The sequence below is a fragment of the Bradyrhizobium sp. ORS 86 genome (genome assembly GCF_045571475.1).
Classification (GTDB): Bacteria; Pseudomonadota; Alphaproteobacteria; order Rhizobiales; family Xanthobacteraceae; genus Bradyrhizobium.
The window spans coordinates 7,576,897-7,599,360 of the sequence record NZ_CP120699.1; the positions used below are offsets into that span (position 1 = coordinate 7,576,897).

General features: G+C 65.3%; 18 protein-coding genes. 8 read left to right on the plus strand and 10 right to left on the minus strand.

The features are described from left to right. The first annotated feature begins 58 nt into the window (after positions 1 to 58). Positions 59 to 1,666, plus strand: a complete 1,608-nt coding sequence (locus P6U25_RS35035; protein ID WP_407149292.1) for a Na+/H+ antiporter — start codon at positions 59 to 61, stop codon at positions 1,664 to 1,666. 181 nt (positions 1,667 to 1,847) lie between these two features. Here P6U25_RS35035 and P6U25_RS35040 read toward each other — a convergent pair whose 3' ends face one another. From P6U25_RS35040 to ispG, 3 genes are all read right to left on the minus strand, one after another. Then, positions 1,848 to 3,188: a Rieske 2Fe-2S domain-containing protein gene (locus P6U25_RS35040; RefSeq protein WP_407149293.1), complete on the minus strand. Its 1,341-nt coding sequence runs from the start codon at positions 3,186 to 3,188 to the stop codon at positions 1,848 to 1,850. Positions 3,189 to 3,315: 127 nt separating this feature from the next. Further along, positions 3,316 to 4,209: a TauD/TfdA dioxygenase family protein gene (locus P6U25_RS35045; protein WP_407149294.1), complete on the minus strand. Its 894-nt coding sequence runs from the start codon at positions 4,207 to 4,209 to the stop codon at positions 3,316 to 3,318. Positions 4,210 to 4,378: 169 nt separating this feature from the next. Then, entirely contained in the window at positions 4,379 to 5,668 is a 1,290-nt protein-coding gene (gene ispG / locus P6U25_RS35050) for a flavodoxin-dependent (E)-4-hydroxy-3-methylbut-2-enyl-diphosphate synthase (protein ID WP_407149295.1), read from the minus strand. 257 nt (positions 5,669 to 5,925) lie between these two features. Between ispG and P6U25_RS35055 the strand changes: the two genes are divergently transcribed. Further along, positions 5,926 to 6,801: a sulfurtransferase gene (locus P6U25_RS35055; protein ID WP_407149296.1), complete on the plus strand. Its 876-nt coding sequence runs from the start codon at positions 5,926 to 5,928 to the stop codon at positions 6,799 to 6,801. 151 nt (positions 6,802 to 6,952) lie between these two features. Here P6U25_RS35055 and P6U25_RS35060 read toward each other — a convergent pair whose 3' ends face one another. Both P6U25_RS35060 and P6U25_RS35065 read right to left on the minus strand, forming a co-directional pair. After that, positions 6,953 to 7,909, minus strand: coding sequence for a DMT family transporter (locus P6U25_RS35060; RefSeq protein WP_407149297.1), 957 nt, complete (start codon positions 7,907 to 7,909; stop codon positions 6,953 to 6,955). 216 nt (positions 7,910 to 8,125) lie between these two features. Then, positions 8,126 to 8,614 (minus strand): Fur family transcriptional regulator, encoded by a 489-nt coding sequence (locus tag P6U25_RS35065; RefSeq protein ID WP_407149298.1) that lies wholly within the window; start codon positions 8,612 to 8,614, stop codon positions 8,126 to 8,128. A 158-nt stretch (positions 8,615 to 8,772) separates the two neighbouring features. On the opposite strand from P6U25_RS35065, the gene P6U25_RS35070 reads away from it, so the two are divergent. From P6U25_RS35070 to P6U25_RS35090, 5 genes are all read left to right on the plus strand, one after another. Continuing rightward, entirely contained in the window at positions 8,773 to 9,252 is a 480-nt protein-coding gene (locus P6U25_RS35070; RefSeq protein WP_407149299.1) for a MarR family winged helix-turn-helix transcriptional regulator, read from the plus strand. After that, on the plus strand, positions 9,245 to 10,414 hold the full coding sequence (locus P6U25_RS35075; RefSeq protein WP_407149300.1) for an HlyD family secretion protein: 1,170 nt from the start codon (positions 9,245 to 9,247) through the stop codon (positions 10,412 to 10,414). The genes P6U25_RS35070 and P6U25_RS35075 overlap by 8 nt, the downstream gene beginning before the upstream one ends. Positions 10,415 to 10,631: 217 nt before the next feature. Then, positions 10,632 to 12,188, plus strand: coding sequence for an MDR family MFS transporter (locus P6U25_RS35080; RefSeq protein WP_407149301.1), 1,557 nt, complete (start codon positions 10,632 to 10,634; stop codon positions 12,186 to 12,188). A gap of 421 nt (positions 12,189 to 12,609) precedes the next feature. Continuing rightward, positions 12,610 to 12,999: a pilus assembly protein N-terminal domain-containing protein gene (locus P6U25_RS35085; protein ID WP_407149302.1), complete on the plus strand. Its 390-nt coding sequence runs from the start codon at positions 12,610 to 12,612 to the stop codon at positions 12,997 to 12,999. A 118-nt stretch (positions 13,000 to 13,117) separates the two neighbouring features. Further along, positions 13,118 to 14,428 carry an ABC transporter substrate-binding protein gene (locus P6U25_RS35090; RefSeq protein ID WP_407149303.1) on the plus strand — a complete coding sequence of 437 codons (1,311 nt, stop codon included), beginning with the start codon at positions 13,118 to 13,120 and terminating at the stop codon, positions 14,426 to 14,428. A gap of 171 nt (positions 14,429 to 14,599) precedes the next feature. Here P6U25_RS35090 and P6U25_RS35095 read toward each other — a convergent pair whose 3' ends face one another. The 5 genes from P6U25_RS35095 to pcaF all read right to left on the minus strand — a co-directional run bounded on the left by P6U25_RS35095 (position 14,600) and on the right by pcaF (position 19,269). Then, positions 14,600 to 15,769, minus strand: a complete 1,170-nt coding sequence (locus P6U25_RS35095; protein ID WP_407149304.1) for a Gfo/Idh/MocA family protein — start codon at positions 15,767 to 15,769, stop codon at positions 14,600 to 14,602. A gap of 18 nt (positions 15,770 to 15,787) precedes the next feature. Further along, positions 15,788 to 16,636 carry a shikimate dehydrogenase gene (locus P6U25_RS35100; protein WP_407149305.1) on the minus strand — a complete coding sequence of 283 codons (849 nt, stop codon included), beginning with the start codon at positions 16,634 to 16,636 and terminating at the stop codon, positions 15,788 to 15,790. 14 nt (positions 16,637 to 16,650) lie between these two features. Beyond that, positions 16,651 to 17,253 (minus strand): protocatechuate 3,4-dioxygenase subunit alpha, encoded by a 603-nt coding sequence (pcaG, locus tag P6U25_RS35105; RefSeq protein WP_407149306.1) that lies wholly within the window; start codon positions 17,251 to 17,253, stop codon positions 16,651 to 16,653. Then, positions 17,254 to 17,955: a protocatechuate 3,4-dioxygenase subunit beta gene (gene pcaH, locus P6U25_RS35110; protein ID WP_407149307.1), complete on the minus strand. Its 702-nt coding sequence runs from the start codon at positions 17,953 to 17,955 to the stop codon at positions 17,254 to 17,256. It lies immediately after the preceding gene. 105 nt (positions 17,956 to 18,060) lie between these two features. Continuing rightward, complete coding sequence (gene pcaF, locus P6U25_RS35115) at positions 18,061 to 19,269, minus strand: 3-oxoadipyl-CoA thiolase (RefSeq protein ID WP_407149308.1); 1,209 nt, start codon at positions 19,267 to 19,269, stop codon at positions 18,061 to 18,063. Between the two features lie 213 nt (positions 19,270 to 19,482). Between pcaF and mutS the strand changes: the two genes are divergently transcribed. Continuing rightward, positions 19,483 to 22,242, plus strand: coding sequence for a DNA mismatch repair protein MutS (mutS, locus tag P6U25_RS35120; protein ID WP_407149309.1), 2,760 nt, complete (start codon positions 19,483 to 19,485; stop codon positions 22,240 to 22,242). Positions 22,243 to 22,464: the final 222 nt, after the last annotated feature.

A 22,464-nucleotide genomic window follows, 5' to 3' on the forward strand; every position in this document is an offset into this window, starting at 1 on the left:
GCCCGGGGCCGGCCGATCCGCATTGACTGGCGCTGGTTTCCGGGCGAATTGAGCCATTATGGAAGCCAAGTTTCAGATCTTTCTCACCCTGCTGGCGGTGCTGGCGGGAACCGCGCTGCTGGCGCGCCGGGTCAACGTTGCCCCGGCGATCCTGCTGCTGCTGGTCGGGATCGCGCTCGCCTTCGTGCCGGGCATGCCGTCGGTGGAATTGCCGCCGGAGCTGGTGCTGCTGGTCGTGCTGCCGCCGCTGATCTACTCGGCGAGCGTGGCGATGAGCTGGCGCGAGTTCAAGGCCAATCTGCGCCCGATCATCCTGCTGTCGGTCGGCTGCGTGATCTTCACGGCTTTCATGGTCGCGGCCGCAACCTACTATCTGATCGGCCTGCCCTGGAGCGTCGGCTTCCTGCTCGGCGCCATCGTCGCGCCGCCGGATGTGGTCGCGCCGCTTGCGATCGCGCGCAAGCTCGGCATGCCGCGCCGCATCATGGTCGTGCTCGAGGGCGAAGGCCTCGCCAATGACGCGACCGCGCTGATCCTCTATCGCTTCACCGTGGCGGCGATCACGACCGGGCTGTTCTCGCTGCCGAAGGCGACGGGCACGTTCCTCGTCATCGTCGCCGGCGAGATCTTGTTCGGCGCCGCGGTCGGCTGGCTCAGCCTGCGCGCACGCCGCCGGGCCCGCGATCCCCAGGTCGAGATCACGCTGTCGCTGATCACGCCCTACATCGCCTACTGGATCCCCGAGCATTTTGGCGGCTCCGGCGTGATCGCCACCGTCGCCTGCGGGCTCTACATGAGCTGGAACGGGCCGCTGCTGATCTCGGCCGCGACGCGCCTGCAGGGCATCTTCTTCTGGGACCTCGTCATCTATGTGATCGAGGGGCTGCTGTTCCTGTTGACCGGCTTCCAGATGCGCTCGCTGTTCGAGCGATCGAAGGCGTTTCCGCTGCACGACATCCTCGCGGCCACCGCGCTGGTCGCGGTCATGGTCATCGTCGCGCGGTTCGTGTGGGTATTTCCCGGCACCTACCTGCCACGCTGGATCAGCCGACGCGTGCGCGAGCGCGATCCGCTGCCGTCCTGGCGGGCGGTGTTCGTGGTCGCATTCACCGGCGTGCGCGGCGCGGTGTCGCTCGCCGCGGCCCTGGCTCTGCCTTTGGCGCTTCCGGACGGCGAGCCCTTCCCTTACCGCGACCTGATCCTGTTCGTGGCCTTCGGAGTGATCTTCGTAACCCTGGTCGGGCTCGGCCTCGGCCTGCCGCCGGTGGTGCGCTGGCTGGGCCTCGCCAGGGACGGCCGCAGCGAGCATCTCGCCGAGCACGAGCAGGAGATCGCGGCACGGCGCGACGCGCTGGCGGCCGCGCTGAAATCGCTCGATGCCATTACCGACGACCGCGAATTGTCGGACGAGGTGGTGAAGCTGTTGCGCTCGCGGCACGAAATCCGCCTCAGCCAGTTGCCCGACTCCCTCGACCCGGACAAGCACGACGCCTCCGCGGCCGGCACCGAGCTGACGCGCGAACTGATCTCTTCCGAGCGCAAGTTCATCCATGCGCTGTTGCGCGACGGCAAGATCACCGACGAAACGCGCCGCCGGATCGAGCGCGATCTCGACCTCGAGGAAGCCAGCCTCTCCAACCGCGAGTATCGGCGGATTCCGTTGTAGTCCCGATGTCGTCCCGGGCAAGCCAACGGGTCGCGCGATCGGCGCCCGATGACAGGCTCCGCGCGAGCCGGGACCCACAACCACGGATCGACGTTGTTGGAACAGGTTGTGGCCACGGCCTATTCCAGCAGTTTCCAACTGTGGTTATAGGTCCCTGCTTTCGCAGGGACGACAGCAAGGATCATTCCGCGGCCGCGTTCTGTCCGGGGCCGCCGACGAAGCCTGCGGGATCGCCGAAGCGTTCGATCATCACCGCGGTGAGATCCTTGGTCTTGCTGGTGACGCAGGCGCCGGAGCGCACGGTGTAGCGGTCCTGGCGCTTGACGTGCGGCGGCGCGTCGCCCTGCTGCAACGCGCGGGCGGCATCCATCACCAGCTTGCGGAAGTGCATGATGCCGAGATCGGTCGGCCCGAGATGCTCGCGCGTCCGGTCGGCGATCGGCCCCTGGCTGTCCTGCACCGCGGCGTCCTGCTCGGAGACACCCTTGATCCCCGTGTAGCTCTTGGTCCGCTGCAGCTTGCGGTCGATCAGATAGTCGTTCGACTTGTTGCGCAGCGGCACGTAGTTCTCGTCGACCACCGCCATCACGCCGTTGCCGTTGCGGTAACCCTCGCGCTCCGCCTCGGTCAGCGGGCGATGCGGATTCCATGCGTAAGTGTAGATCCAGCAATTGGTGTCGGTGACCGGCACGAAGCTCTGGCCGAACATGTTCTCGCCCGGCATCGAACTCGGTGCGTAGGAATGGATCGGCATCAGGAACTGGGCGATGCGCCAGTAGATGTTGTCGCTGCCGGTGAGCCGCCCGCCGGCGACGGTGAGGCCGGCCTCATGCGGATTGATCTTGATCACCGGGCGCGGGTCCTCGGCGATCCAGCGCATGTGATCGGTCGCAACGCGCGTCAGCGGATTCACGAAATGCCGCTTGATGTCGAGGATCTCGTTCTCCTCCTTCTCGAAGGAGAGATGCGCGAAGGTGAAGTGCGCGGTGTCGATCGATCCTTCCAGCGCCTGCACCCAGTTGCAGTCCTGCCACTTCTTGGTGACGAAGCGGTGTGACCGCGGCAGCAGCGCCATCTCCAGCGCCGGCAATTCCGGCACCTGATCGGCCGGGCCCATATAGGCCCAGATCATGTCGCCCCATTCGCGCACCGGGTACGACTTGATGCGGATCAGGTCCTTGGCATTGAGGTCCGGATATGACGTCGGCATGTCGACGCAAGCGCCGTCGGTATCGAACTTCCAGCCGTGATAGACACAGCGGATGCCGCATTCCTCATTGCGGCCGAGCCAGAGATTGGCGCCGCGATGCGGGCAGTACTGATCGATCACGCCGACCACGCCGCGGCTGTCGCGGAAGGCGAGCAAGTCCTCGCCGAGCACCGTGATCTTCTTCGGATCGCTATCCGGCTCCGGCAGCTCTTCCGACAGCAGCACCGGAATCCAGAACCGGCGCAGCAATTCGCCCATCCCCGTTCCTGCACCTGACTCGGTGAGGAACTTGTTGTCTTCGGCGCGAAGCATGGGCGATCTCCCGGATTTATTTTTCGTTTCGAATCGTAGGATGGGTGGAGCGAAGCGATACCCATCACTTGCACCCGCGCAGTTAGATGATGGGTTTCGCTTCGCTCTACCCATCCTACGCGAACCCTCACACCGGCCGCTCTCCCTTCACGGTGACGCGCGTGCCTGCGCGGGTGTGCGGCCAGTAATCCCACATCGCGCGGTGCTGGGCGCAGCGATTGTCCCAGAATGCGATCGCGTTCTCGGTCCAGCGGAAGCGGCACTGGAATAGCGGGTTCTCCGCGTGCTGATAGAGATAGGCCAGAACAGCGTCGCTCTCGTCACGCGGGATGCCGACGATGAACCGGGTGAAGCCGCGATTGACGTAGAGCGCCTTCTTCCCGGTCACGGGATGGGTGCGGACCACCGGATGCTCGGCGCGCGGATAGCTCTGCTTGTCGGCAACGCCGTAATTGGCGTAGAGCCCGCGATAGGTCTGCTCGCCGTCATGCAGCGCGGTCAGCCCGTCGAGATAGGCCTTCATGCGGTCCGACAGCGCCTCATAAGCGGCGTACATGTTGGCGAACAGCGTATCGCCGCCGCGCGGCGGGCACTGCTTGATGTAGAGGATCGAGCCCATCGGCGGCTCGAGATCGCACGACACGTCGGTGTGCCAGCCCTCACCATTGGCGCGCGGTGAATCCTTGTCGGCATAGATCCTCATCAGCGCCGGATCGCCTTCATTGGGCGCGGCCGGATGCACGTGCAGCTCGCCGAACTTGCGGCCGAAGGCGAGATGCTGGGCCGGGGTGATGTGCTGGTCGCGGAAGAAGATGACGAGGTTTTCGGCGAGCGCACGATGGATCTCGTCCATCTGCCGGTTGGAGCGCGCGTCGCCATCGACAAGCTTGCCGATATCGACGCCGGAGATTTCCGCGCCGATGATCGGCGTCAGCTTCTCGACGCCGATGGTCTCATAGGGCTCGGATTCGTCCGCGACGTGCCGGTAGCGCGGGCCCTGCTTGCCGGACAGTGAGCTCATGGGCGCTCTCCCAATGTTTCTTGATTACGAAACATCGTAGCCCGGATGGAGCGAAGCGCAATCCGGGGAGCACCTCGTGCATGGCAGGATTGTCCCGGATTTCGCTGGCGCTCCATCCGGGCTACGGTCCTTTCGCCGGGACGACGATTGGGTTACGTGCCGAGTAAAGCTACTCCGCGACGCCCGCCGTCTCCGGCAGCTTGGCGCCGTTGCCGTAACGCTGGTCGATGTAGTCGATCACCAGCGCCTTGAACTCGGCGGCGATGGTCGGGCCGCGCAGGGTGCGGAACTTCTTGCCGTCGACGAAGACAGGCGCAGCCGGCGCTTCGCCGGTGCCGGGCAACGAGATGCCGATATTGGCGTGCTTGGATTCGCCGGGGCCGTTGACGATGCAGCCCATGACAGCGACGTTGAGCTGCTCGACGCCGGGATACTTGGTCTTCCAGGTCGGCATCTCGTCGCGGATGAAATCCTGGATCGAGCGCGCCAGCTCCTGGAACGTGGTCGAGGTGGTGCGGCCGCAGCCCGGGCAGGCCGCAACCAGCGGCACGAAGGTGCGGAAGCCCATGGTCTGCAGCAATTCCTGCGCGACCTGCACTTCCAGCGTGCGATCGCCGCCGGGCTCCGGCGTCAGCGAGATGCGGATGGTGTCGCCGATGCCCTGCTGCAACAGGATGCCGAGCGCAGCCGACGACGCCACGATGCCCTTCGAGCCCATGCCGGCCTCGGTGAGGCCAAGATGGATCGCATAGTCGGAGCGGCGCGCCAGTTCCTGATAGACCGCGATCAGATCCTGCACGGCGGACACCTTGGCCGACAGGATCATCTTGTTCTTGGGCATGCCGAGCTCTTGGGCGCGGGCGGCCGACAACAGTGCCGACTGCACCATCGCCTCGCGGGTCACCGCGCGGGCATCGCGCGGATTTGGCGACGCCGTGTTCTCGTCCATCAGCCTGGTGAGCAGCTCCTGGTCGAGCGAGCCCCAATTGGCGCCGATGCGCACCGGCTTGTTGTTCTTGTTGGCGATCTCGATGATGTCGGCGAACTGGGTGTCGCGCTTGTTCTTGAAGCCGACATTGCCCGGATTGATGCGGTACTTGTCGAGCGCCTCGGCGCAGGCCGGATATTCGGCGAGCAGCTTGTGGCCGATATAGTGGAAGTCGCCGATCAAGGGCGTGGTGATGCCGCGCTTGCGCAAGCCGTCGCGGATATGCGGAACGGCGGCTGCGGCCTCCTCGCGATCGACGGTGATGCGGACCATTTCGGAGCCGGCGCGGCTGAGCGCTGCGACCTGGGCGATGGTACCCTCGACGTCGGCGGTGTCGGTGTTGGTCATCGACTGCACGACGATCGGCGCGCCGCCGCCGACGGCGACGTTGCCGACCATGACCTGGGTGGTTTGATGCCGGGCTTGCGGGCCTGCGACGTCGTCTTGCGGCAAAATCTCGGGCTTGTTCATGGCGTCTCGAATATCAGGTTTTGGTGACATTCACCAAGGGAGCGATGAGCCCTGCGCGAAGCAGGCCATACGATCGTGTTTCGGAGTGAATTCAATAGCTTATGCCGTCGATCGAGGCCGAATTCAAGCCATGCGACGGCAACGTGCATGCCCCGCTATATTGGACCGGATTGGGGTGAATCAAAGGGCGAAGTCGCGGCTTTTCATGTGATCCGGCGCATCTTAGCATCCCGTTAAGACATGCGGGAGGACGTGACATGGCCGACCACAGCGAGCTGATCACCACGGCGGAACTCGCCGACATCCTGACCCGGCCCGAGCTGCGCCTGTTCGACTGCACCGCCTATCTGGAGCCGGCGCCGGCCGGCAGCGGCGTGCCCTATATCGTGGTCTCGGGCCGGCAGACCTTCGAGGCCGGGCATATCCCGGGCGCGAATTTCCTCGATTTGCAGGCCGAGTTCTCCGATGCCCAGACCGCGCTGCGCTTCATGATGCCGCCGGTCACTCAGCTCGAGGCCGCGTTCGGCCGCCACGGCATCTCGGCCACGAGCCATGTGGTGCTGTATTCCATCGGCACCGCGATGTGGGCGACCCGCTTCTGGTGGATGCTGCGCGCGCTGGGTTTCGAGCGCGCCTCGGTGCTCGACGGCGGCATCGACAAATGGACCGCGGAAGGACGCGACATCGAGACCGGGCTCGCTGGCGGCTATCCGCCCGCGACCTTTACGGCGCGGCCGAAGCCCGATTTGTTCGTCGGCAAGCACGACGTGCTGGCCGCGACCGCCGACCGCAACACCGTGATCGTCAACGCGCTCGGCCCACAATTCTTCAAGGGACTGGAGTCGAGCCGCTATGGCCGGCCCGGCCGCATCCCCGGCAGCGTCAGCGTGCCGGCGGCAACGCTGGTCGATCCCAAGAGCAAGACCTTTGTGTCCTTGGAGGACGCCGAGGCTGTGTTCGCAGCCCAGGGCATCACCAGGGACAAGCGCGTCATCGCCTATTGCGGCGGCGGCATCTCCGCAACCGTCGACCTCTTGCAACTGCATCGGCTCGGCTACCACAACCTCACGCTCTATGACGGCTCGATGGGGGAGTGGGCCAAAGACGATGAGCTGCCGATCGAGACGGGGTAGGGTTTGATCAGTGCGGTTCGTGGCCGCCATTCGCAGGGACCCATCCGGTGTCGTCACCCGCGAAGGCGGGTGACCCAGTATTCCAGAGACGCCAGTGCTTGATCTGAGAGGCCGCGGCGTACTGGATGCCCGCATGCGCGGGCATGACGGGTCACGCCGGCACGTTCGGATCTGGCGTCACCTTCGGATCGGGCTTGTTGACGAGATAGAGCCCGGCGATCACCAGCAGCGCGGCGACGCCGAACACGGCGGTCAGCGTGTCGTGCATGATAAAATAGGCCGCGACCACGCCGAACAGCGGCGTGATGAAGGTGAAGGCCGACAGCTTGCTCGCCGAATAGGTCTTCACCATCGCAAACCAGATCACGAAGGTGCAGCCCACCACCCAGATCGCCTGATAGGCGAGCAGCGAGATCGACAGCGCGCTCGGCATCTGCGTGATGCGCTCGCCGGAGATCCAGGAGGCGAGCGCGAGGATTGGGACCGACACCGCCGCCTGATAGCCGAGCGCCTTTTCCGGCGCGGCCTTGCGCAAGTTGGTGCCCTTGGCGACCAGCGTGGTCGCCGCCCACAGCACGCCGCCGCCGACCACCAGGAGGTCGCCGAGCAGCACCTTGGCGTCGACGTTGGGCTGCGGCACGCCGATCGCGAGCGCGACGCCGGCAAAGCTCAGTGCCAGGCCGCTCCACTGCACGGGGCTGAGCCGCTCGCCGAGGAACTGATGCGAGCCGAGCGCGACGAAGAATGGCGCGGTGTAGAGGAACACCGAGGCACGCGAGGCCGAGGTGAACACCAGCCCGGTGAAGATCAGCACGAATTCGACGCCGAACATCAGCCCGGCGACAAGGCCGGGAAGCAGCGTGCCGTCCCGCTCGAAGAATTTCACGCCGCGCATCCAGCCGACGATCAGCATCACCGGCAACGCGCCGGCGGAGCGGATCATCGCCTGCAACATCGGCGGCACGTCGGGCAGCGCGAGCTTGACCGCGAGCTGATTGAAGCCCCAGCTCACGCACAGCATCAGCATGATCGCGATGGCGCCGGGCGGCAACCCGTGCCCGGCGGTGACAGGTCTTGCGGCGTTGCTGGTGATCGCTTGCGTCGACACGTTTCCTCGCGGGCCGGCTTGCTGCCGTGTTGTTGATTTGGCTTGTTGGGATCGCTTACCTCTCCCGCTTGCGGGGGAGGTCGACGCGCGGAGCGCGGCGGGTGGGGGCTCTCTCCGCGGCATGACTCGTGGAGAGAGCCCCCACCCCAACCCTCCCCCGCAAGCGGGAGAGGGGGTGCAGCAGTTTCGCGGCAATGGCTTTGGACAACGCGATCATCACGCTTTCCGGCAATGCGCGCAGGTGCCGGCGATCTCGACGACGGAAAGTTTCGGGATGAAGCCGGAGGCCCGCGCCGCGGCGGTGAGGCTTTGCGCGACCGGAGCTGCCGGGATTTCGCCGACCGAGCCGCAATGCTCGCAAATCAGGAACGCCACCATCGAGGTCTCGTCGTGGTCGTGGGCGCAGGCGAGGAAGGCGTTGCGGCTCTCGATACGGTGGACGAGGCCGTTCTCCATCAGAAAGTCGAGCGCACGGTAGACGGTGATCGGCGCCGGCCGCGGCATCGACTTGGCGAGTTCGTCGATCACCTCATAGGCGCCGAGCGGGCGATGGCTGGACAGCAGCGCGCCCAGCACCTGACGGCGGATCGGGGTGAATTTCTGCTCTCGGCGAGCGCAAACCTGCTCGGCATGGGTCATCGCGTCAGCGGCGCAACGGCCGTGATCGTGATCGGGCGCAGGGAATGTCGGCTTGGCCAAGCTCATTTCTGACGAAATGTAACATTCTTTGTCCCGGGTCCCCAAGCCCGCGCCGGGCGTCCCGCGCCCGAGCCATGTGCGCAATGCGGGGCAGCTCCCCGTTAACCCCGCATGCAGAATTAATAAGCAAGCTTATTATATCCCAAGCTTATGGAGGCAGGAGCATGCCCGGGTCCGTGGAGACCAATTTCCTTTTTACGCTCGGCGAAGTGTTCCGGCTGATCCGCGTCTACGCCGACAAGGAGGCCGCGCGCTACGGCATCACCCGCGCGCAATGGGCCGTCCTGACCAAGGTGGAACGCAACGAGGGGCTCAAGCAGACCGAGCTCGCCGAACAGCTCGATATCCAGCCGATCACATTGACGCGGCTGATCGACAAGCTGTGCGACAATGGCTGGATCGAGCGCCGCGGCGACGAAAACGACCGCCGCGTCAACCGCCTTTATCTGAAGAAGGCCGCGCACCCTCTGCTTGGCAAGCTCGCCGGCCTCCGTTCCGAACTCACTGCGACCGCGCTCGAGGGCATCAATCCCACCGATGCGCATCGCATGCTCAGCCAACTCGAATCGATCAAGGAAAACGTTCGCAATGCCATCCAAAGCCCAGCCAGCGACTCCTCCCGAAAGGAACAGCGCTATGGCTGAAACCGTCCTCAAACTGGCGCCCGAGCAGAAGAGCAATCCGGGATTGTCGCCATCAGGGCAGAGCTCCGGCAAGCCGCGGCGCAGCCTGATGAGCCGCCTGCGGCGCCGCCGCCGCACGCTGCTGCTCGTGGTACTGCCGATCGTCGCTGTGATCGGCGGCGTCGTGTTCTATCTCAACGGCGGCCGCTATGTCGGCACCGACGACGCCTATGTCGGCGCGCAGAAGGTGCTGATCACGCCGGAAATCTCCGGCAAGATCGACAAGATCGTCGTGAAGGAAGGCCAGCACGTCAAGAAGGGCGACGAGCTGTTCGAGATCGACCCGGTGCCGTTCCGCCTCGCCGTCGATCAGGCCAAGGCGGCGCTCGACCAGACCAAGACGACCTATGACAACCTGGTCGACAACATCAAGATCAACACCAAGATGCTCGAATTCGCGCAGCAGAGCATCGAATTGAAGAAGCGCGACGTCGAGCGCAAATCGACGCTCGCCAAGCAGAATTTCGGCTCGCAGCTCGACCTCGACAACGCGGCGAACGCGCAAGTCACCGCCGAAAGCCTCGCGCAATATATCAGGCAGCAGATCTCCAACGCCAAGACGCAGCTACTCGGCAATGTCGACCTTCCGATCGAGCAGTTCCCGCCCTACGCCGCGGCCAAGGCCAAGCTCGACGACGCGCAGCGCAACCTCGACCACACCGTGCTGCGCGCGCCGATGGACGGCGTCGCGACCCAGGTTGACCAGATCCAGCTCGGCCGCTTCGTCGCGGCGGGCTCGCCCGTGTTTTCCGTGATCGACGTCGACCATCCCTGGGTCGACGCCAACCCGAAGGAGAGCGACTTCACCTATGTCGCGGTGGGCCAGCCGGTTACGCTCGACGTCGACGCCTTCCCCAACCACGTGTTCAAGGGCACGGTCGGCTCGCTGTCGCCCGGCACCGGCGCGCAGTTCGCGATCCTGCCGCCGCAGAATGCCACCGGCAACTTCGTCAAGGTGGTGCAGCGCGTGCCGGTGCGCATCTACTTCGACAAGGACGATCCGTTCGTCAAAAAGCTGAAGGCGGGCATGAGCGTCTACGCCACGATCGACACCAACCATCGCCGCACGCTGGCCGGCCTGCTCGGCCTCGCGCCGGCGTCCGCGCACCAAGACCAAGATTGACGATACGATGTCGATCTATGAGCGCCATACACGCCGCTGTCATCGCCCGGCTCGACCGGGCGATCCAGTACGCCGCGGCCTTGCGGTTCACGGCGTGGCCTCTGGAATACTGGGTCCCCGCATTCGCGGGGACGACAGCCGCGATACCTGATTGCGACCGCCGCCCGTGCGCGGCCGAGATGATCTCCCACGCTCAGGACCAACAGGACTGAACTGAATGACCGAGCCGTTGCCATCCGCCGTCCCCGGCCTGCGCCGGAACATGGTGACGGTATGCGCCATGACGGCGACGATCATGCAAGCGCTGGACACCACCATCGCCAATGTCGCGCTGCCCTACATGCAGGGCTCGCTGTCGGCCTCGCAGGACCAGATCAACTGGGTGCTGACCTCCTATATCGTCGCGGCCGCGATCATGACCGCGCCGGTCGGATGGATCGCCAACCGCTTCGGGCGCAAGCGCATCTTCATCATCTGCTCGGCCGGCTTCACCATCGCCTCGGTGCTGTGCGGGCTCGCGCAGGATATCAACCAGATGGTGCTGTTCCGCCTGTTGCAGGGCGTGTTCGGCGCGGCGCTGGTGCCGCTGTCGCAGGCGGTGATGCTCGACTCCTACTCGTTGCAGGAACGCGCCACCGCGATGGCGATCTGGGGCATGGGGGTGATGCTGGGCCCGATCATGGGCCCTTCGCTCGGCGCCTGGCTCACCGAAACCTATTCCTGGCACTGGGTGTTCTTCGTCAACCTGCCGTTCGGACTGCTGACGGTGCTCGGCCAGATCATCTTCATGGACGAGACCAAGCAGGACCGCACGCGCCGGTTCGACTGGTTCGGCTTCATCGCGCTCGCGGTCGGCGTCGGCGCGTTGCAACTCGCGCTCGACCGCGGCGAGCAGCTCGATTGGTTCGAATCCAACGAGATCATCGCCGAGTTCATCATCTCCGGCGTCGGCTTCTACTATTTCTTCGCGCATTCGCTGACGACATCGAGCCCCTTCGTGCAGTTCGCGCTGTACAAGGACAAGAACTTCGTCACCGGCAGCATCTTCATGATCGTGATCTCGCTGTCGCTCTATTCGACCATGGCGCTGGCCTCGCCCTACCTGCAGAACGTGATCGGCTATCCGATCATCACCGCCGGTCTGCTGCTGGCGACCCGCGGCGCCGGCACCCTGGTTGCGATGATGATGGTCGGGCGCCTGATGGCCTATATCGAGGCGCGTACGCTGATCATCGCCGGCCTCGCGCTGATCGTGATCACGCTGTTCTACATGAGCGGCTGGACCGACCAGACCGGCGTGCCCGAGATCGTGACCTGGAACATCATGCAGGGCTTCGGTTTCGGCCTGGTCTTTGTGCCACTGTCCACCGCCTCGTTCCTGACGCTGCCCGCCCATTTGCGCACTGACGGCACCGCGATGCTGACGCTCGTGCGCAACATGGCGAGCTCGATCGGCATCTCGCTGGTCACCGCCGAGCTGACCCAGGGCACCCGCCGCACCTATGCGATCCTGTCGGAGCACATCAACCCGTTCAACCATGCGCTGCAGATGCCCGACGTCGCGGGCAAGCTCAACCTGAACACCGACACCGGACGCGCGCTGGCCGACGTGATGGTCAAGCTGCAGGCGCAGATCATCGCCTTCGCGCATGATTACCAGCTCATGATGATTTTCATCCTGGTCTCGCTGCCGCTGGCGATCCTGATCAGCTCGACCAAGACCACGCTGCGTAACCAGTCCGGGCCGCCGGATCATGCGGCGGTGATGGAGTAGTAGCCGTCGTCCGCGCCCCGGTCGCACGGCCAGACGTCCTTTTCGGTGTCATCGCCCGCGAAGGCGGGCGATCCAGTACGCCGCGGCTTATCGGTTCAATCACAACTGTCTCTGGAATACTGGATCGCCCGGTCGAGCCGGGCGATGACAGCTTAGCAAGCCCACCGCTCCTCCTAAAAAAACGATTTCAATAACGAGGCCAGATCAGCCGTAAGGCGTAATCCGCCATTGCCCTCGGCAAGCGTCGAGCGGCGGACTACTATTTTGCTCATTCGCTGTAGAAAGCCGATTGGTCGTGTGCCGCGGCGGCCGCACGCAGTCATGGAACCAATGAGATCCTCACGAAGTGTGGGCCACTTCATTTGCGCCGTGCCTGAAGCGCCTTACCCTTCCGAGGCAAACCAGCCGCAAAGGCGTTGCGATGATCACGGGTCTTCGCGCAACCGTCCTGGCCATCTTGCTGTTCGCCGCGGTCTCCGGCGCGCGGGCCGAAGGTCTCGTGCTCCAGCCGGGCACGGCATCAAGGCTCGTGCTGGACAAAACCTTCGCAACTGTGATGCTCGGTGATTTCCGTATCGTCGACGTTCACACCGTCGGCGATCGGTCGGTCATTATCGAGGCATTGAATCCCGGCACGACGAACCTCGTCTTCATCGACGAGCGCGGCATGGTGACCGCCAACATCAGGGTATCGGTCTGCGATCCGACCGCATCCGGCAGTTGCGATGCGGCAGCATCCTCGGAGACTGGCGGGGCGCGGAGTCCGTCGTCAATTCCAGCGCCGGCGCCAGGGCAGGGCGGCAAGGCGTAAGCCTCATCAACGCCCAGCTACGACTTGCGCATAGATTGACTTTCAGGCCCCTTCTCCCAATACTTCGCAAAAAAGCAGAAAAACCCATCAAAAATGGCGGTTCAATGGGGAGGATGCGATGCCGACTTCACGCAGGACGCTGCTGAAGACGTCTGCGGCTGCCGCCGCTGCCTTCAGCTTCGATTGGACCCGCGCACAGGCGCAGGCGGAAACGGTGCGCATCGGCTCGGTCTATGACATGACCGGACCGTTCGCGGCGGGAGGTTCGGTCGCCTCCTCAGTCGGCACCGACATCGCGATCGAGCTGTGCAACGAGCGGGGCGGCATCGGCGGCAAGTACAAGGTCGCTACCGTCAAGGTCGATTCGCAGAGCAAGGCCGACGTCGCCATCAACGAGGTCGAGCGGCTGATCAACCAGGAGAAGCTCGACATCATCCTGGGCGTGTTCTCCAGCGCGCATGCGGTGCCGCTCGCCGCCAAGGTCGAGCAGCACAAGAAGATCCTCTGGATCACGACAGCGGTGTCGACCGCAGTGTTCAAGGACAAGAATCTGCAATATGTCTTCCGCGCGCAGATCCATTCCGACCAGTACGGCCAGGCCTTTGCGGGCTTCCTCGCCGAGCACACCAAGGCCAAGCTCGGGGTGGAGCCGAAGGACGTCAAGGTCGCGCTGATCCACGAGGATGGCCCCTATGGCGTCGGCGTCGCCGCCGCCGACGAGGCGTTCGCCAAGCAGGCCGGGCTGCAAATCGTGCTCAAGGAAGGCTATTCGGCCGCAGCGCCCGATCTCTCCGTGCTGGTGACCAAGCTGAAGCGCGCCAGGGCCGACGTGATCTCGCATGCCGGCTACAACCCCGACATCACCCTGTTCCTGCGCCAGGCGCGCGAGAGTGGGCTGAAGTTCAAGATGCTGTTCGGCGCGGGCGCCGGCTACAGCCAGCTCGACAAGCTGCGCGCCACCTTCGGCGCCGACATCGACAATTTCTGCAACATCGATCCGGTGCCGGCGCAACTGCTCGATCCCACAAAGCTCGCGCCGGGGGTCGGCGATCTCACCAAGATCATGGTGGCGCACTTCAAGGAGAAGACCAACGCGACCGAGGTGCCGCCGCACTGCTCGATGGGCTTCAACCAGACCTGGATCCTGCTCAACAATGTGCTGCCCGTCGCCAAGGAGAAGTATGGCGGCTTCGATCCGGAGGCGATCCGCAAGGCCGCGCTCGACGTCGACATCCCACCCGGCGGCACCATCCAGGGCTACGGCGTAAAATTCTATCCGCCAGGCACGCCGATGGCCGGCCAGAACGAACGCTCGACGCCGGTCGTGATGCAGAACGCCGGCGAGCACATCTCGGTGGTGTGGCCGACCAACATCAGGACGCAGGACCCGGTGTTCCCGCTGCCGAAGGGCTCGGTCTACGCGGCGTAGGGTTGTGCCTCAGCGATCTAGCTTCACCTCTCCCGCTTGCGGGGGAGGTCGCATCGCATCATAGATGCGATGCGGGTGGGGGCTCTTTCCCCTTGGGGAGCGCCGCAAGCGGAGACACCCCCACCCCGGCCCTCCCCGCGAGCGGGAGAGGGAGCGCAGTCCCGGCGCCCCTCACAACACCACCCGCCGCCCCTCATCCGCGGCCCAATAGCCGGCGTAGTTCACCTTCGTGGTCTCGTAGGCCAACGCGAGGTCGGCGAGCGGCTGGCGGCCGGTGGCGACGCATTCCATGAAGTCCTGGATCTCCTGCAAATAGCCGCGGGTCCATTCCTCCTCGAGGCAGACATATTGCCAGCCGGTTTTGCGGTCGACCTTCTCGGTGATGTAGACGCCGGCGAGCTTCTGCTCGGAGGTCTGGTAGCTCACCAGATGCGTGTTCGGCGTGATGTTGGCGAACAATGAGCCGCCGGAGGTGTAGGTCTCGATCAGGTTGCGCACGCCGCCCATGATCATGTCGCCGGAGAACACCGTCGCCTTGGTGCCGTCGGAGAAGGTCAAGGTCAGCGTGCCCCAGTCCTCGACATCGACCGGATTGGCCTTGATGAAGGCGCGCTCCTCCGGCTTGAGGCCGGTGGTGACATTGCCGACGTCGCAGGTCACGCTCGCAACCGTGATCGTCTCGCCGCGCGCACGCGCTTCGACCTGCTTGAGATAGAGCACCGCCGACAGCGGATGGCAGCCCATGCGGATCAGCGAGCCGCCGCCGGTCATCGCCCATTGCGCGGCATGTGCGGCGTGCGAGCCGGAATGGCTCTCCTCGCCCTTCATGAACAGGATCTTGTCGCCGGTCGCGCGGATGATCTCCGCGGTCTTGGTCACGGCGGGCGCGTAGATCCAGTCCTCGGCATACATGAAGAGTTTTCCGGTTCGCTCGATCGCGGCGCGGGTTGCCTCCATCTCCTCCATCACGCGCTGGTACATCAGCGCCTTCGGCACATATTTGCCGATCGGCTGCTGATCGCCTTCCCGGCCGAAATAGCCGCTGAACGGCTTCTCGCAGATCACATGCTTGCCGCTCTCCATCGCCACCACGATCATCGTGGCATGCAGATTGGGCGGCGTGCAGATGTCGATGACGTCGAGCTCGCGATCAGCCACGAGTTCGGCGAAGCTGCGATAGGTGGTCGGGATCTGGTGCTTGCGGGCGAATTCGACGACATGATCGCCGCGCGCCGCGACCGCCGTCACCTCGACGTCGACGCCGTAGACGCGCCGATAAGCCACCATGTGCAGCTCCGACGCGAAGCCGCAGCCGGCCAGACCGATCCTGATTTTCGCCATGGGCAATGCCTCTGTGCGTCACGCCGGCGAAGCGTAGCGCGCCGCCATCACGGCGTCGAATGCATTTGCCATGACGTGCGCCGGTGGCGTCATCCCCGTGAACAGCGCGAACGCATCCGCCGCGGCGTTGATCGCAAGGTCACGGCCGGTCAGCACCGCGGCGCCTTTGGCCTTCGCCGCGGATAGCAGCGGCGTCCATAGCGGGGTGTAGACGGCGTCGGCAACCCACATCGCCGGATGCAGTAGCGCATCCGGCACCGGCGTGTCATGGCTCGGCAGCATGCCGACCGGCGTCGCATTGATCAGCCCGGCAGCGCCGTCGACCGCGGCGGCGACGCTGCGAACCGCGACGCCGCCCTGCACCTGGCCGGCAAGCTGTGCAGCCTTGTCGGTATTGGCGTCGAAGATCCTGATCTCGCCGGCGCCAAGGCCGGCGAGCGCGAAGGCGATCGCCTTGCCGACGCCACCTGCGCCGATCAAGGCGATCGCGCCGCGCGGCGCGGCCGTGAGCAACGGTGCGATCGCGCGCGCAAAACCCGTGGCGTCGGTGTTGTGGCCGATCAGACGGTTGCCATCGACAGCGACGGTGTTGACCGCGCCGATCGCGCGGGCATCCGGCGTCAGCTCATCCAGGAGATCGACGATCGCTTCCTTGTAGGGAAAGGTGACGTTGACGCCGGCGAAGCCGAGCCGCCTGACGCCGTCGAGCATCGCGCGAAGATCGTCACGGCCGGCGCCCTTAACCTCGATGAGCTGGTAGTGGCAGCGAACGCCGAGCGCCGTCGCGGCCTGCTCATGCATCGCGGGCGCGGCCGAATGCGTGATCGGATATCCAATCAGACCCGTGAGGAAGCGGTCGCGCGGCATCCCCACCCTCCGTGTCAGACGTCGAAGAAGACCGTTTCGTTGTCGCCCTGGAGATAGACGTCGAGCGTATAGACATGGCCCGCGCCCGCCTTGCGCTTGGCGATCAAGGTGGCGCGGCGATCTTCCGGCACCAGCGCGAGCACGGGATCGCCGGCGTTGCCGGCTTCATCGTCGAAATAGATCCGCGTGTAGAGATGCAAGAGCATGCCGCGCGCGTAGACCGCGAGCAGGATGTGCGGCGCCTGCGGCTTGCCATCGGGATCCGGCACCACACCCGGCTTGATGGTGTCGAAGGCGTAGCCGCCGCTCGTGTCGGTGCCGCAGCGGCCAAAACCCTTGAAGGACGAGTTCGGCAGTGCGCGCCTGTCCTGCGGATCGGAGAAGCGCCCTTGCGCATCGGCCTGCCAGATCTCCAGCATGCAGTCCGGGATCACGGCGCCGTCGCCATCATAGACCTTGCCCTCGATACGGATGCGCTCGCCGGAGACATCAGGTGTCAGCAGATTGTTGCTGAAGGCGTCGTTCCACGCATACTCGCCGTTCGGCGTCAGGCCGTACTTGAAATAGGGGCCGACGGTTTGCGACGGCGTGATTCCATCAGGACGCGGGTTCGACACTTACCTGGTCTCCATCGGCGTGGCGCTCTGCCCGCGCAGCACGATATCGAAGCGGTAGCAGAGCGCCCATTCCGGCTTGGTGTTCTCGAGATCGAAGGACGAGATCATCCGCGCCCGCGCCTTCTCGTCCGCGACCGAGTTGAAGATCGGATCGAACGGAAACAGCGGATCGCCGGGGAAATACATCTGCGTGACCAGCCGCGAGACGAACGAATGGCCGAACACCGAGAAGTGGATGTGCGCGGGCCGCCAGGCGTTGTGGTGATTGCCCCACGGATAAGCGCCGGGCTTGATGGTGATGAACTTGTAATAGCCCTTGGCATCGCTCTGGGTGCGGCCGGCGCCGGTAAAATTCGGATCCAGCGGCGCCGGATGCTGGTCGACGACATGGATGTAGCGGCCGCAGGCATTGGCCTGCCACAGCTCGACCAGCGTGTTCGGCACGCCGCGGCCGTCCTCGTCGAGCACGTAGCCGTGCACGATGATGCGTTCGCCGAGCGGCTCGCCCTTTGCCTGGATGGTGAGATCGTTGTCGTGCTCGCGCACGGTCTCATGACCATAGACCGGACCCGTCAGCTCGGAGAGCGTGTGCCGCATCGGGATCAACGGCTTCGTCGGCGCGCGCTTGACCGTGGACCGATAGGCGGGCGACAGCCGCGCCGGATGCGCTGCAAGCGACTGCAGCGGATAGTGAAGGGTCATGGCGAAGTCCTCCGTGGGCCCGCCTGCCGCGAGCCCTGCCGAAGATCATTATAGGACATAACCAATTCGGGGAAGGTTTGTTTTAAGTCCTTCCAAGCTATTGGTTTAATTGATCTTTTCGATCGCCACCGCAACGCCCTGGCCGACGCCGACGCACATAGTTGCCAAGGCAAGCTTCCCGCCCCGCTTCTCCATGCCGTGCACGGCGGTGAGCGCCAGGCGCGCGCCGCTCATGCCGAGCGGATGGCCGAGCGCAATCGCGCCGCCATGCGGATTGACGAAATCGGCATCCTCCTTGACGCCGAGCTGACGCAGACAGGCGATGCCCTGCGAAGCGAAGGCTTCGTTGAGCTCGATCAAGTCGAAATCCGACACCTTGATGCCGAGCCGCTCGACCAGCTTCTTGGTCGCCGGCACCGGGCCGATGCCCATGATGCGCGGCGGCACCGCGGCCGACGCGAGCCCGAGAATCTTCGCGCGCGGCGTCAGGCCGTGCTTCTTCACAGCGGCCTCGGAGGCGAGGATCATGGCGGCCGCGCCGTCATTGACGCCGGATGCGTTGCCCGCGGTGACCGTACCCGGATTGCGCACGATCGGCTTAAGCTTGGCGAGGCCTTCGAGCGTGGTTTCAGGGCGCGGGTGCTCATCCTTGTCGACTGTGATGGGGCCTGCCTTGCCGCCGGGCGCCTGGATCGGGATGATCTCCTCGGCGAAATAGCCCGACGCGATCGCCGCGCCCGCACGCTGCTGCGAGCGGATCGCGAACGCATCCTGATCGGCACGCGAGACCTGGAACTCCTCCGCGACATTCTCGCCGGTCTCCGGCATCGCATCGACGCCGTACTGCGCCTTCATCAGGGGATTGATAAAGCGCCAGCCGATCGTGGTGTCGTAGATGTCGGCTGAGCGCGAGAACGCTTCCGCCGCCTTGCCCATCACGAACGGCGCGCGCGTCATCGATTCGACGCCGCCCGCGATCGCGAAATCGATCTCGCCGGCGCGGATCGCGCGACCCGCGGCGCCGACCGCATCGAGACCGGAGGCGCAAAGGCGGTTCAAGGTCTGGCCGGGAACCGACTCAGGGATACCGGCGAGCAGCAGCGCCATCCGCGCGACGTTGCGGTTATCCTCGCCGGCCTGGTTGGCGCAGCCGAAAAAGACTTCGTCGACCTGACTCCAGTCGAGGTTCGGATGCTTCGCCATCAGCGCCTTGATCGGGGCCGCGGCGAGATCGTCGGCGCGCACCTTGGCGAGCGAACCGCCAAAGCGGCCGATCGGAGTCCGGACGGCATCGCAAATGAACACATCACGCATTGAATCTCTCCCTGAATGCCGTGGCTTAGGCGCTGGATAGGCTGGAACTTGAGCGGAGTTTTAGGAGTGTGCCCGCCACAGGTCAATTGACGCGGCTGCGTGGCATCAGCGCATTGCTGTGATGCCTTGCCGTATCCGAGGTCGTGGAGAAGGTGGAAAACCCGGTCCTCTCGGATAGGACCGCACGGCGAAATTTTGTAGTTTCCGCGCCTCATGACAATTCAACAGTCCATCCCGGTCCCGCCTGACTCCACCCCCGCCGAGGCGCCGTCGCGCGTCACGCCGATGATGGAACAATACCTCGAGATCAAGGCCGCCCATCCCGGGCTGTTGCTGTTCTACCGGATGGGCGATTTCTACGAGCTGTTCTTCGAGGATGCCGAGATCGCCTCGAAGGCGCTCGGCATCGTGCTGACCAAGCGCGGCAAGCATCAGGGCATGGACATCCCGATGTGCGGCGTACCGGTCGAGCGCTCCGAGGATTATCTGCACCGCCTGATCGGCGCCGGGCACAGAGTCGCGGTGTGCGAGCAGACGGAAAATCCCGCGGAGGCGAAAGCCCGCGGCAACAAGAGCGTGGTCCGCCGTGGCGTGGTGCGGCTGGTGACGCCGGGCACGCTGACCGAAGACACGCTGCTCGACGCCCGCACCAACAACTACCTGCTGGCGATCGCCCGCGCGCGCGGCTCGGCGGGCGCAGATCGGCTCGGGCTTGCCTGGATCGACATCTCGACCTCCGAATTCATGGTGACGGAGTGCTCGACTGCGGAGCTCGCGGCGACGCTGGTGCGCATCAATCCAAACGAAGTGATCGTCACCGACGCGCTCTATGGCGACGCCGAGCTTGCGCCCACGCTGCGTGAGTTGCCGTCAGTGACGCCGCTGACCCGCGATGTGTTCGACAGCGCCACTGCCGAGCGGCGGCTATGCGACTATTTCGCGGTCGCGACCATGGACGGCCTCTCGGCGATGTCGCGGCTGGAGGCGACTGCCGCGGCCGCCGCCGTCACTTATATCGACCGCACCCAGGTCGGAAAACGTCCGCCGTTGTCGCCGCCGGCGCGCGAGGCGGCCGGCACCACGATGGCGATCGATCCCGCCACCCGCGCCAATCTCGAGCTGACGCGCACGCTTGCCGGCGAGCGCCGCGGCTCGCTGCTCGATGCGATCGACTGCACGGTGACCGCGGCGGGCTCACGGCTCCTGGCGCAGCGCCTTGCTGCGCCGCTGACTGACGTTGCCGTGATCGCGCGGCGGCTCGATGCGGTCTCGGCCTTCGTTACCGACAGTGCCGCGCGCGAAGACATCAGAACCGTGCTGCGTGCGGCGCCCGACATGTCGCGGGCACTGGCGCGGCTCTCGGTCGGCCGCGGCGGCCCGCGCGATCTGGCAAGCTTGCGCGACGGCATCCTGGCCGCCGACCAGGCCCTCGAGCTGCTCGCGCTGACGGACAATCCGCCGGCCGAGATCGTGGCCGTGATGGCCGCGCTGCGCCGGCCATCGCGTGATCTCGCGCAGGAATTTTCTCGCGCCTTGAGCGAACAACTGCCGCTGATCAAGCGCGATGGCGGCTTTGTCCGCGAGGGCTATGAGGCCGCGCTCGACGAAAGCCGGAATTTGCGCGACGCCTCGCGCCTCGTGGTCGCCGCGATGCAGGCGCGCTATGCCGAGGACACCGGCATCAAGACGCTGAAGATCCGGCACAACAATGTGCTCGGCTATTTCGTCGAGGTCACCGCACAGCACGGCGACAAGCTGCTGGCGCCGCCACTCAACGCCACCTTCATCCATCGCCAGACCCTGGCCGGACAGGTCCGCTTCACCACGTCGGAGCTCGGCGAGACCGAGGCCAAGATCGCCAACGCCGGCGAGCGCGCGCTCAATCTCGAGCTGGAAATCTTCGAGCGGCTGAGCGCGATGGCGCTCGCCGCCAGCGACGATCTACGCAACGCCGCGCATGCCTTTGCGATGCTCGACGTCGCGACAGCGCTCGCCAAGCTCGCGATCGACGACAACTACGTGCGGCCGGAGGTCGACGGCTCGCTCGGCTTCGCGATCGAAGGCGGCCGGCATCCGGTGGTCGAGCAGGCGCTGAAGCGCGACGGCCAGCCGTTCATCGCCAACGCCTGCGATCTGTCTCCCGTACCCCCACCCTACCCTCCCCCGCAAGCGGGGGAGGGTAGGGTGGGGGCCGGCCAGCTCTGGCTGATCACTGGCCCGAACATGGCGGGCAAATCGACCTTTCTGCGCCAGAACGCGCTGATCGCGCTGCTCGCGCAGATCGGAAGCTTCGTGCCGGCGTCGCGGGCGCGGGTCGGCATCGTCGACCGCCTGTTCTCGCGCGTCGGCGCCGCCGACGATCTGGCGCGCGGCCGCTCGACCTTCATGGTCGAGATGGTCGAGACGGCCGTGATCCTCAACCAGGCCAGCGAGCGGTCGCTGGTGATCCTCGACGAGATCGGCCGTGGCACGGCGACCTTCGACGGGCTCTCGATCGCCTGGGCCGCGATCGAGCATCTGCATGAGAGCAATCGCTGCCGCACGCTGTTCGCGACGCACTATCACGAGCTGACCGCGCTCTCGGCCAAGCTGCCGCGGATGTTCAATGCCACGGTGCGGGTGAAGGAATGGCAGGGCGACGTCGTTTTCCTGCACGAGGTGCTGCCGGGCTCGGCCGATCGCTCCTACGGCATCCAGGTCGCGAAGCTCGCGGGCCTGCCGCCTGCCGTGATCGCACGCGCCAAATCGGTGCTGGCAAAGCTGGAAGCCCAGGACCGCGGCCAGACCGCGCGCGCGCTGGTCGACGACCTGCCGCTGTTCGCCGTCCCTTCCCGCGCCGCCGCCGAGGACGTGCCGCCGAGCGAGGCCGATCTGCTGGTCGAGGCCGTGAAAGCGCTGCATCCCGACGAGATGTCGCCGCGTGAGGCGCTGGAGGCGCTCTATGCGCTGCAGGCAAAACTGCCGAAGCGATAATTCCGTAGCCCGGATGCAGCGAAGCGAAACCCGGGAACGTTTTCACCGATTGCACCAGGAAGCCCCGGATTGCGCTCCGCTCCATCCGGGCTACGGATGATCCTTCTCCTTCCCCCTGAAAGGGGGAAGGTCGGGATGGGGGTCAGCCGCAGACGATGCTGTTCTCGGAGAACGCAGACCCCCACCCGCTTTGCTCTGGCGAGCAAAGCGACCTCCCTTTTC

Excerpts from the sequence above, each read along its gene's own strand:
- P6U25_RS35035 (WP_407149292.1), top strand. The coding sequence starts at position 59 with ATGGAAGCCAAGTTTCAGATCTTTCTCACCCTGCTGGCGGTGCTGGCG.
- P6U25_RS35040 (WP_407149293.1), bottom strand. The coding sequence starts at position 3,188 with ATGCTTCGCGCCGAAGACAACAAGTTCCTCACCGAGTCAGGTGCAGGA.
- P6U25_RS35045 (WP_407149294.1), bottom strand. The coding sequence starts at position 4,209 with ATGAGCTCACTGTCCGGCAAGCAGGGCCCGCGCTACCGGCACGTCGCG.
- ispG (WP_407149295.1), bottom strand. The coding sequence starts at position 5,668 with ATGAACAAGCCCGAGATTTTGCCGCAAGACGACGTCGCAGGCCCGCAA.
- P6U25_RS35055 (WP_407149296.1), top strand. The coding sequence starts at position 5,926 with ATGGCCGACCACAGCGAGCTGATCACCACGGCGGAACTCGCCGACATC.
- P6U25_RS35065 (WP_407149298.1), bottom strand. The coding sequence starts at position 8,614 with ATGAGCTTGGCCAAGCCGACATTCCCTGCGCCCGATCACGATCACGGC.
- P6U25_RS35070 (WP_407149299.1), top strand. The coding sequence starts at position 8,773 with ATGCCCGGGTCCGTGGAGACCAATTTCCTTTTTACGCTCGGCGAAGTG.
- P6U25_RS35075 (WP_407149300.1), top strand. The coding sequence starts at position 9,245 with ATGGCTGAAACCGTCCTCAAACTGGCGCCCGAGCAGAAGAGCAATCCG.
- P6U25_RS35080 (WP_407149301.1), top strand. The coding sequence starts at position 10,632 with ATGACCGAGCCGTTGCCATCCGCCGTCCCCGGCCTGCGCCGGAACATG.
- P6U25_RS35085 (WP_407149302.1), top strand. The coding sequence starts at position 12,610 with ATGATCACGGGTCTTCGCGCAACCGTCCTGGCCATCTTGCTGTTCGCC.
- P6U25_RS35090 (WP_407149303.1), top strand. The coding sequence starts at position 13,118 with ATGCCGACTTCACGCAGGACGCTGCTGAAGACGTCTGCGGCTGCCGCC.
- P6U25_RS35095 (WP_407149304.1), bottom strand. The coding sequence starts at position 15,769 with ATGGCGAAAATCAGGATCGGTCTGGCCGGCTGCGGCTTCGCGTCGGAG.
- P6U25_RS35100 (WP_407149305.1), bottom strand. The coding sequence starts at position 16,636 with ATGCCGCGCGACCGCTTCCTCACGGGTCTGATTGGATATCCGATCACG.
- pcaH (WP_407149307.1), bottom strand. The coding sequence starts at position 17,955 with ATGACCCTTCACTATCCGCTGCAGTCGCTTGCAGCGCATCCGGCGCGG.
- pcaF (WP_407149308.1), bottom strand. The coding sequence starts at position 19,269 with ATGCGTGATGTGTTCATTTGCGATGCCGTCCGGACTCCGATCGGCCGC.
- mutS (WP_407149309.1), top strand. The coding sequence starts at position 19,483 with ATGACAATTCAACAGTCCATCCCGGTCCCGCCTGACTCCACCCCCGCC.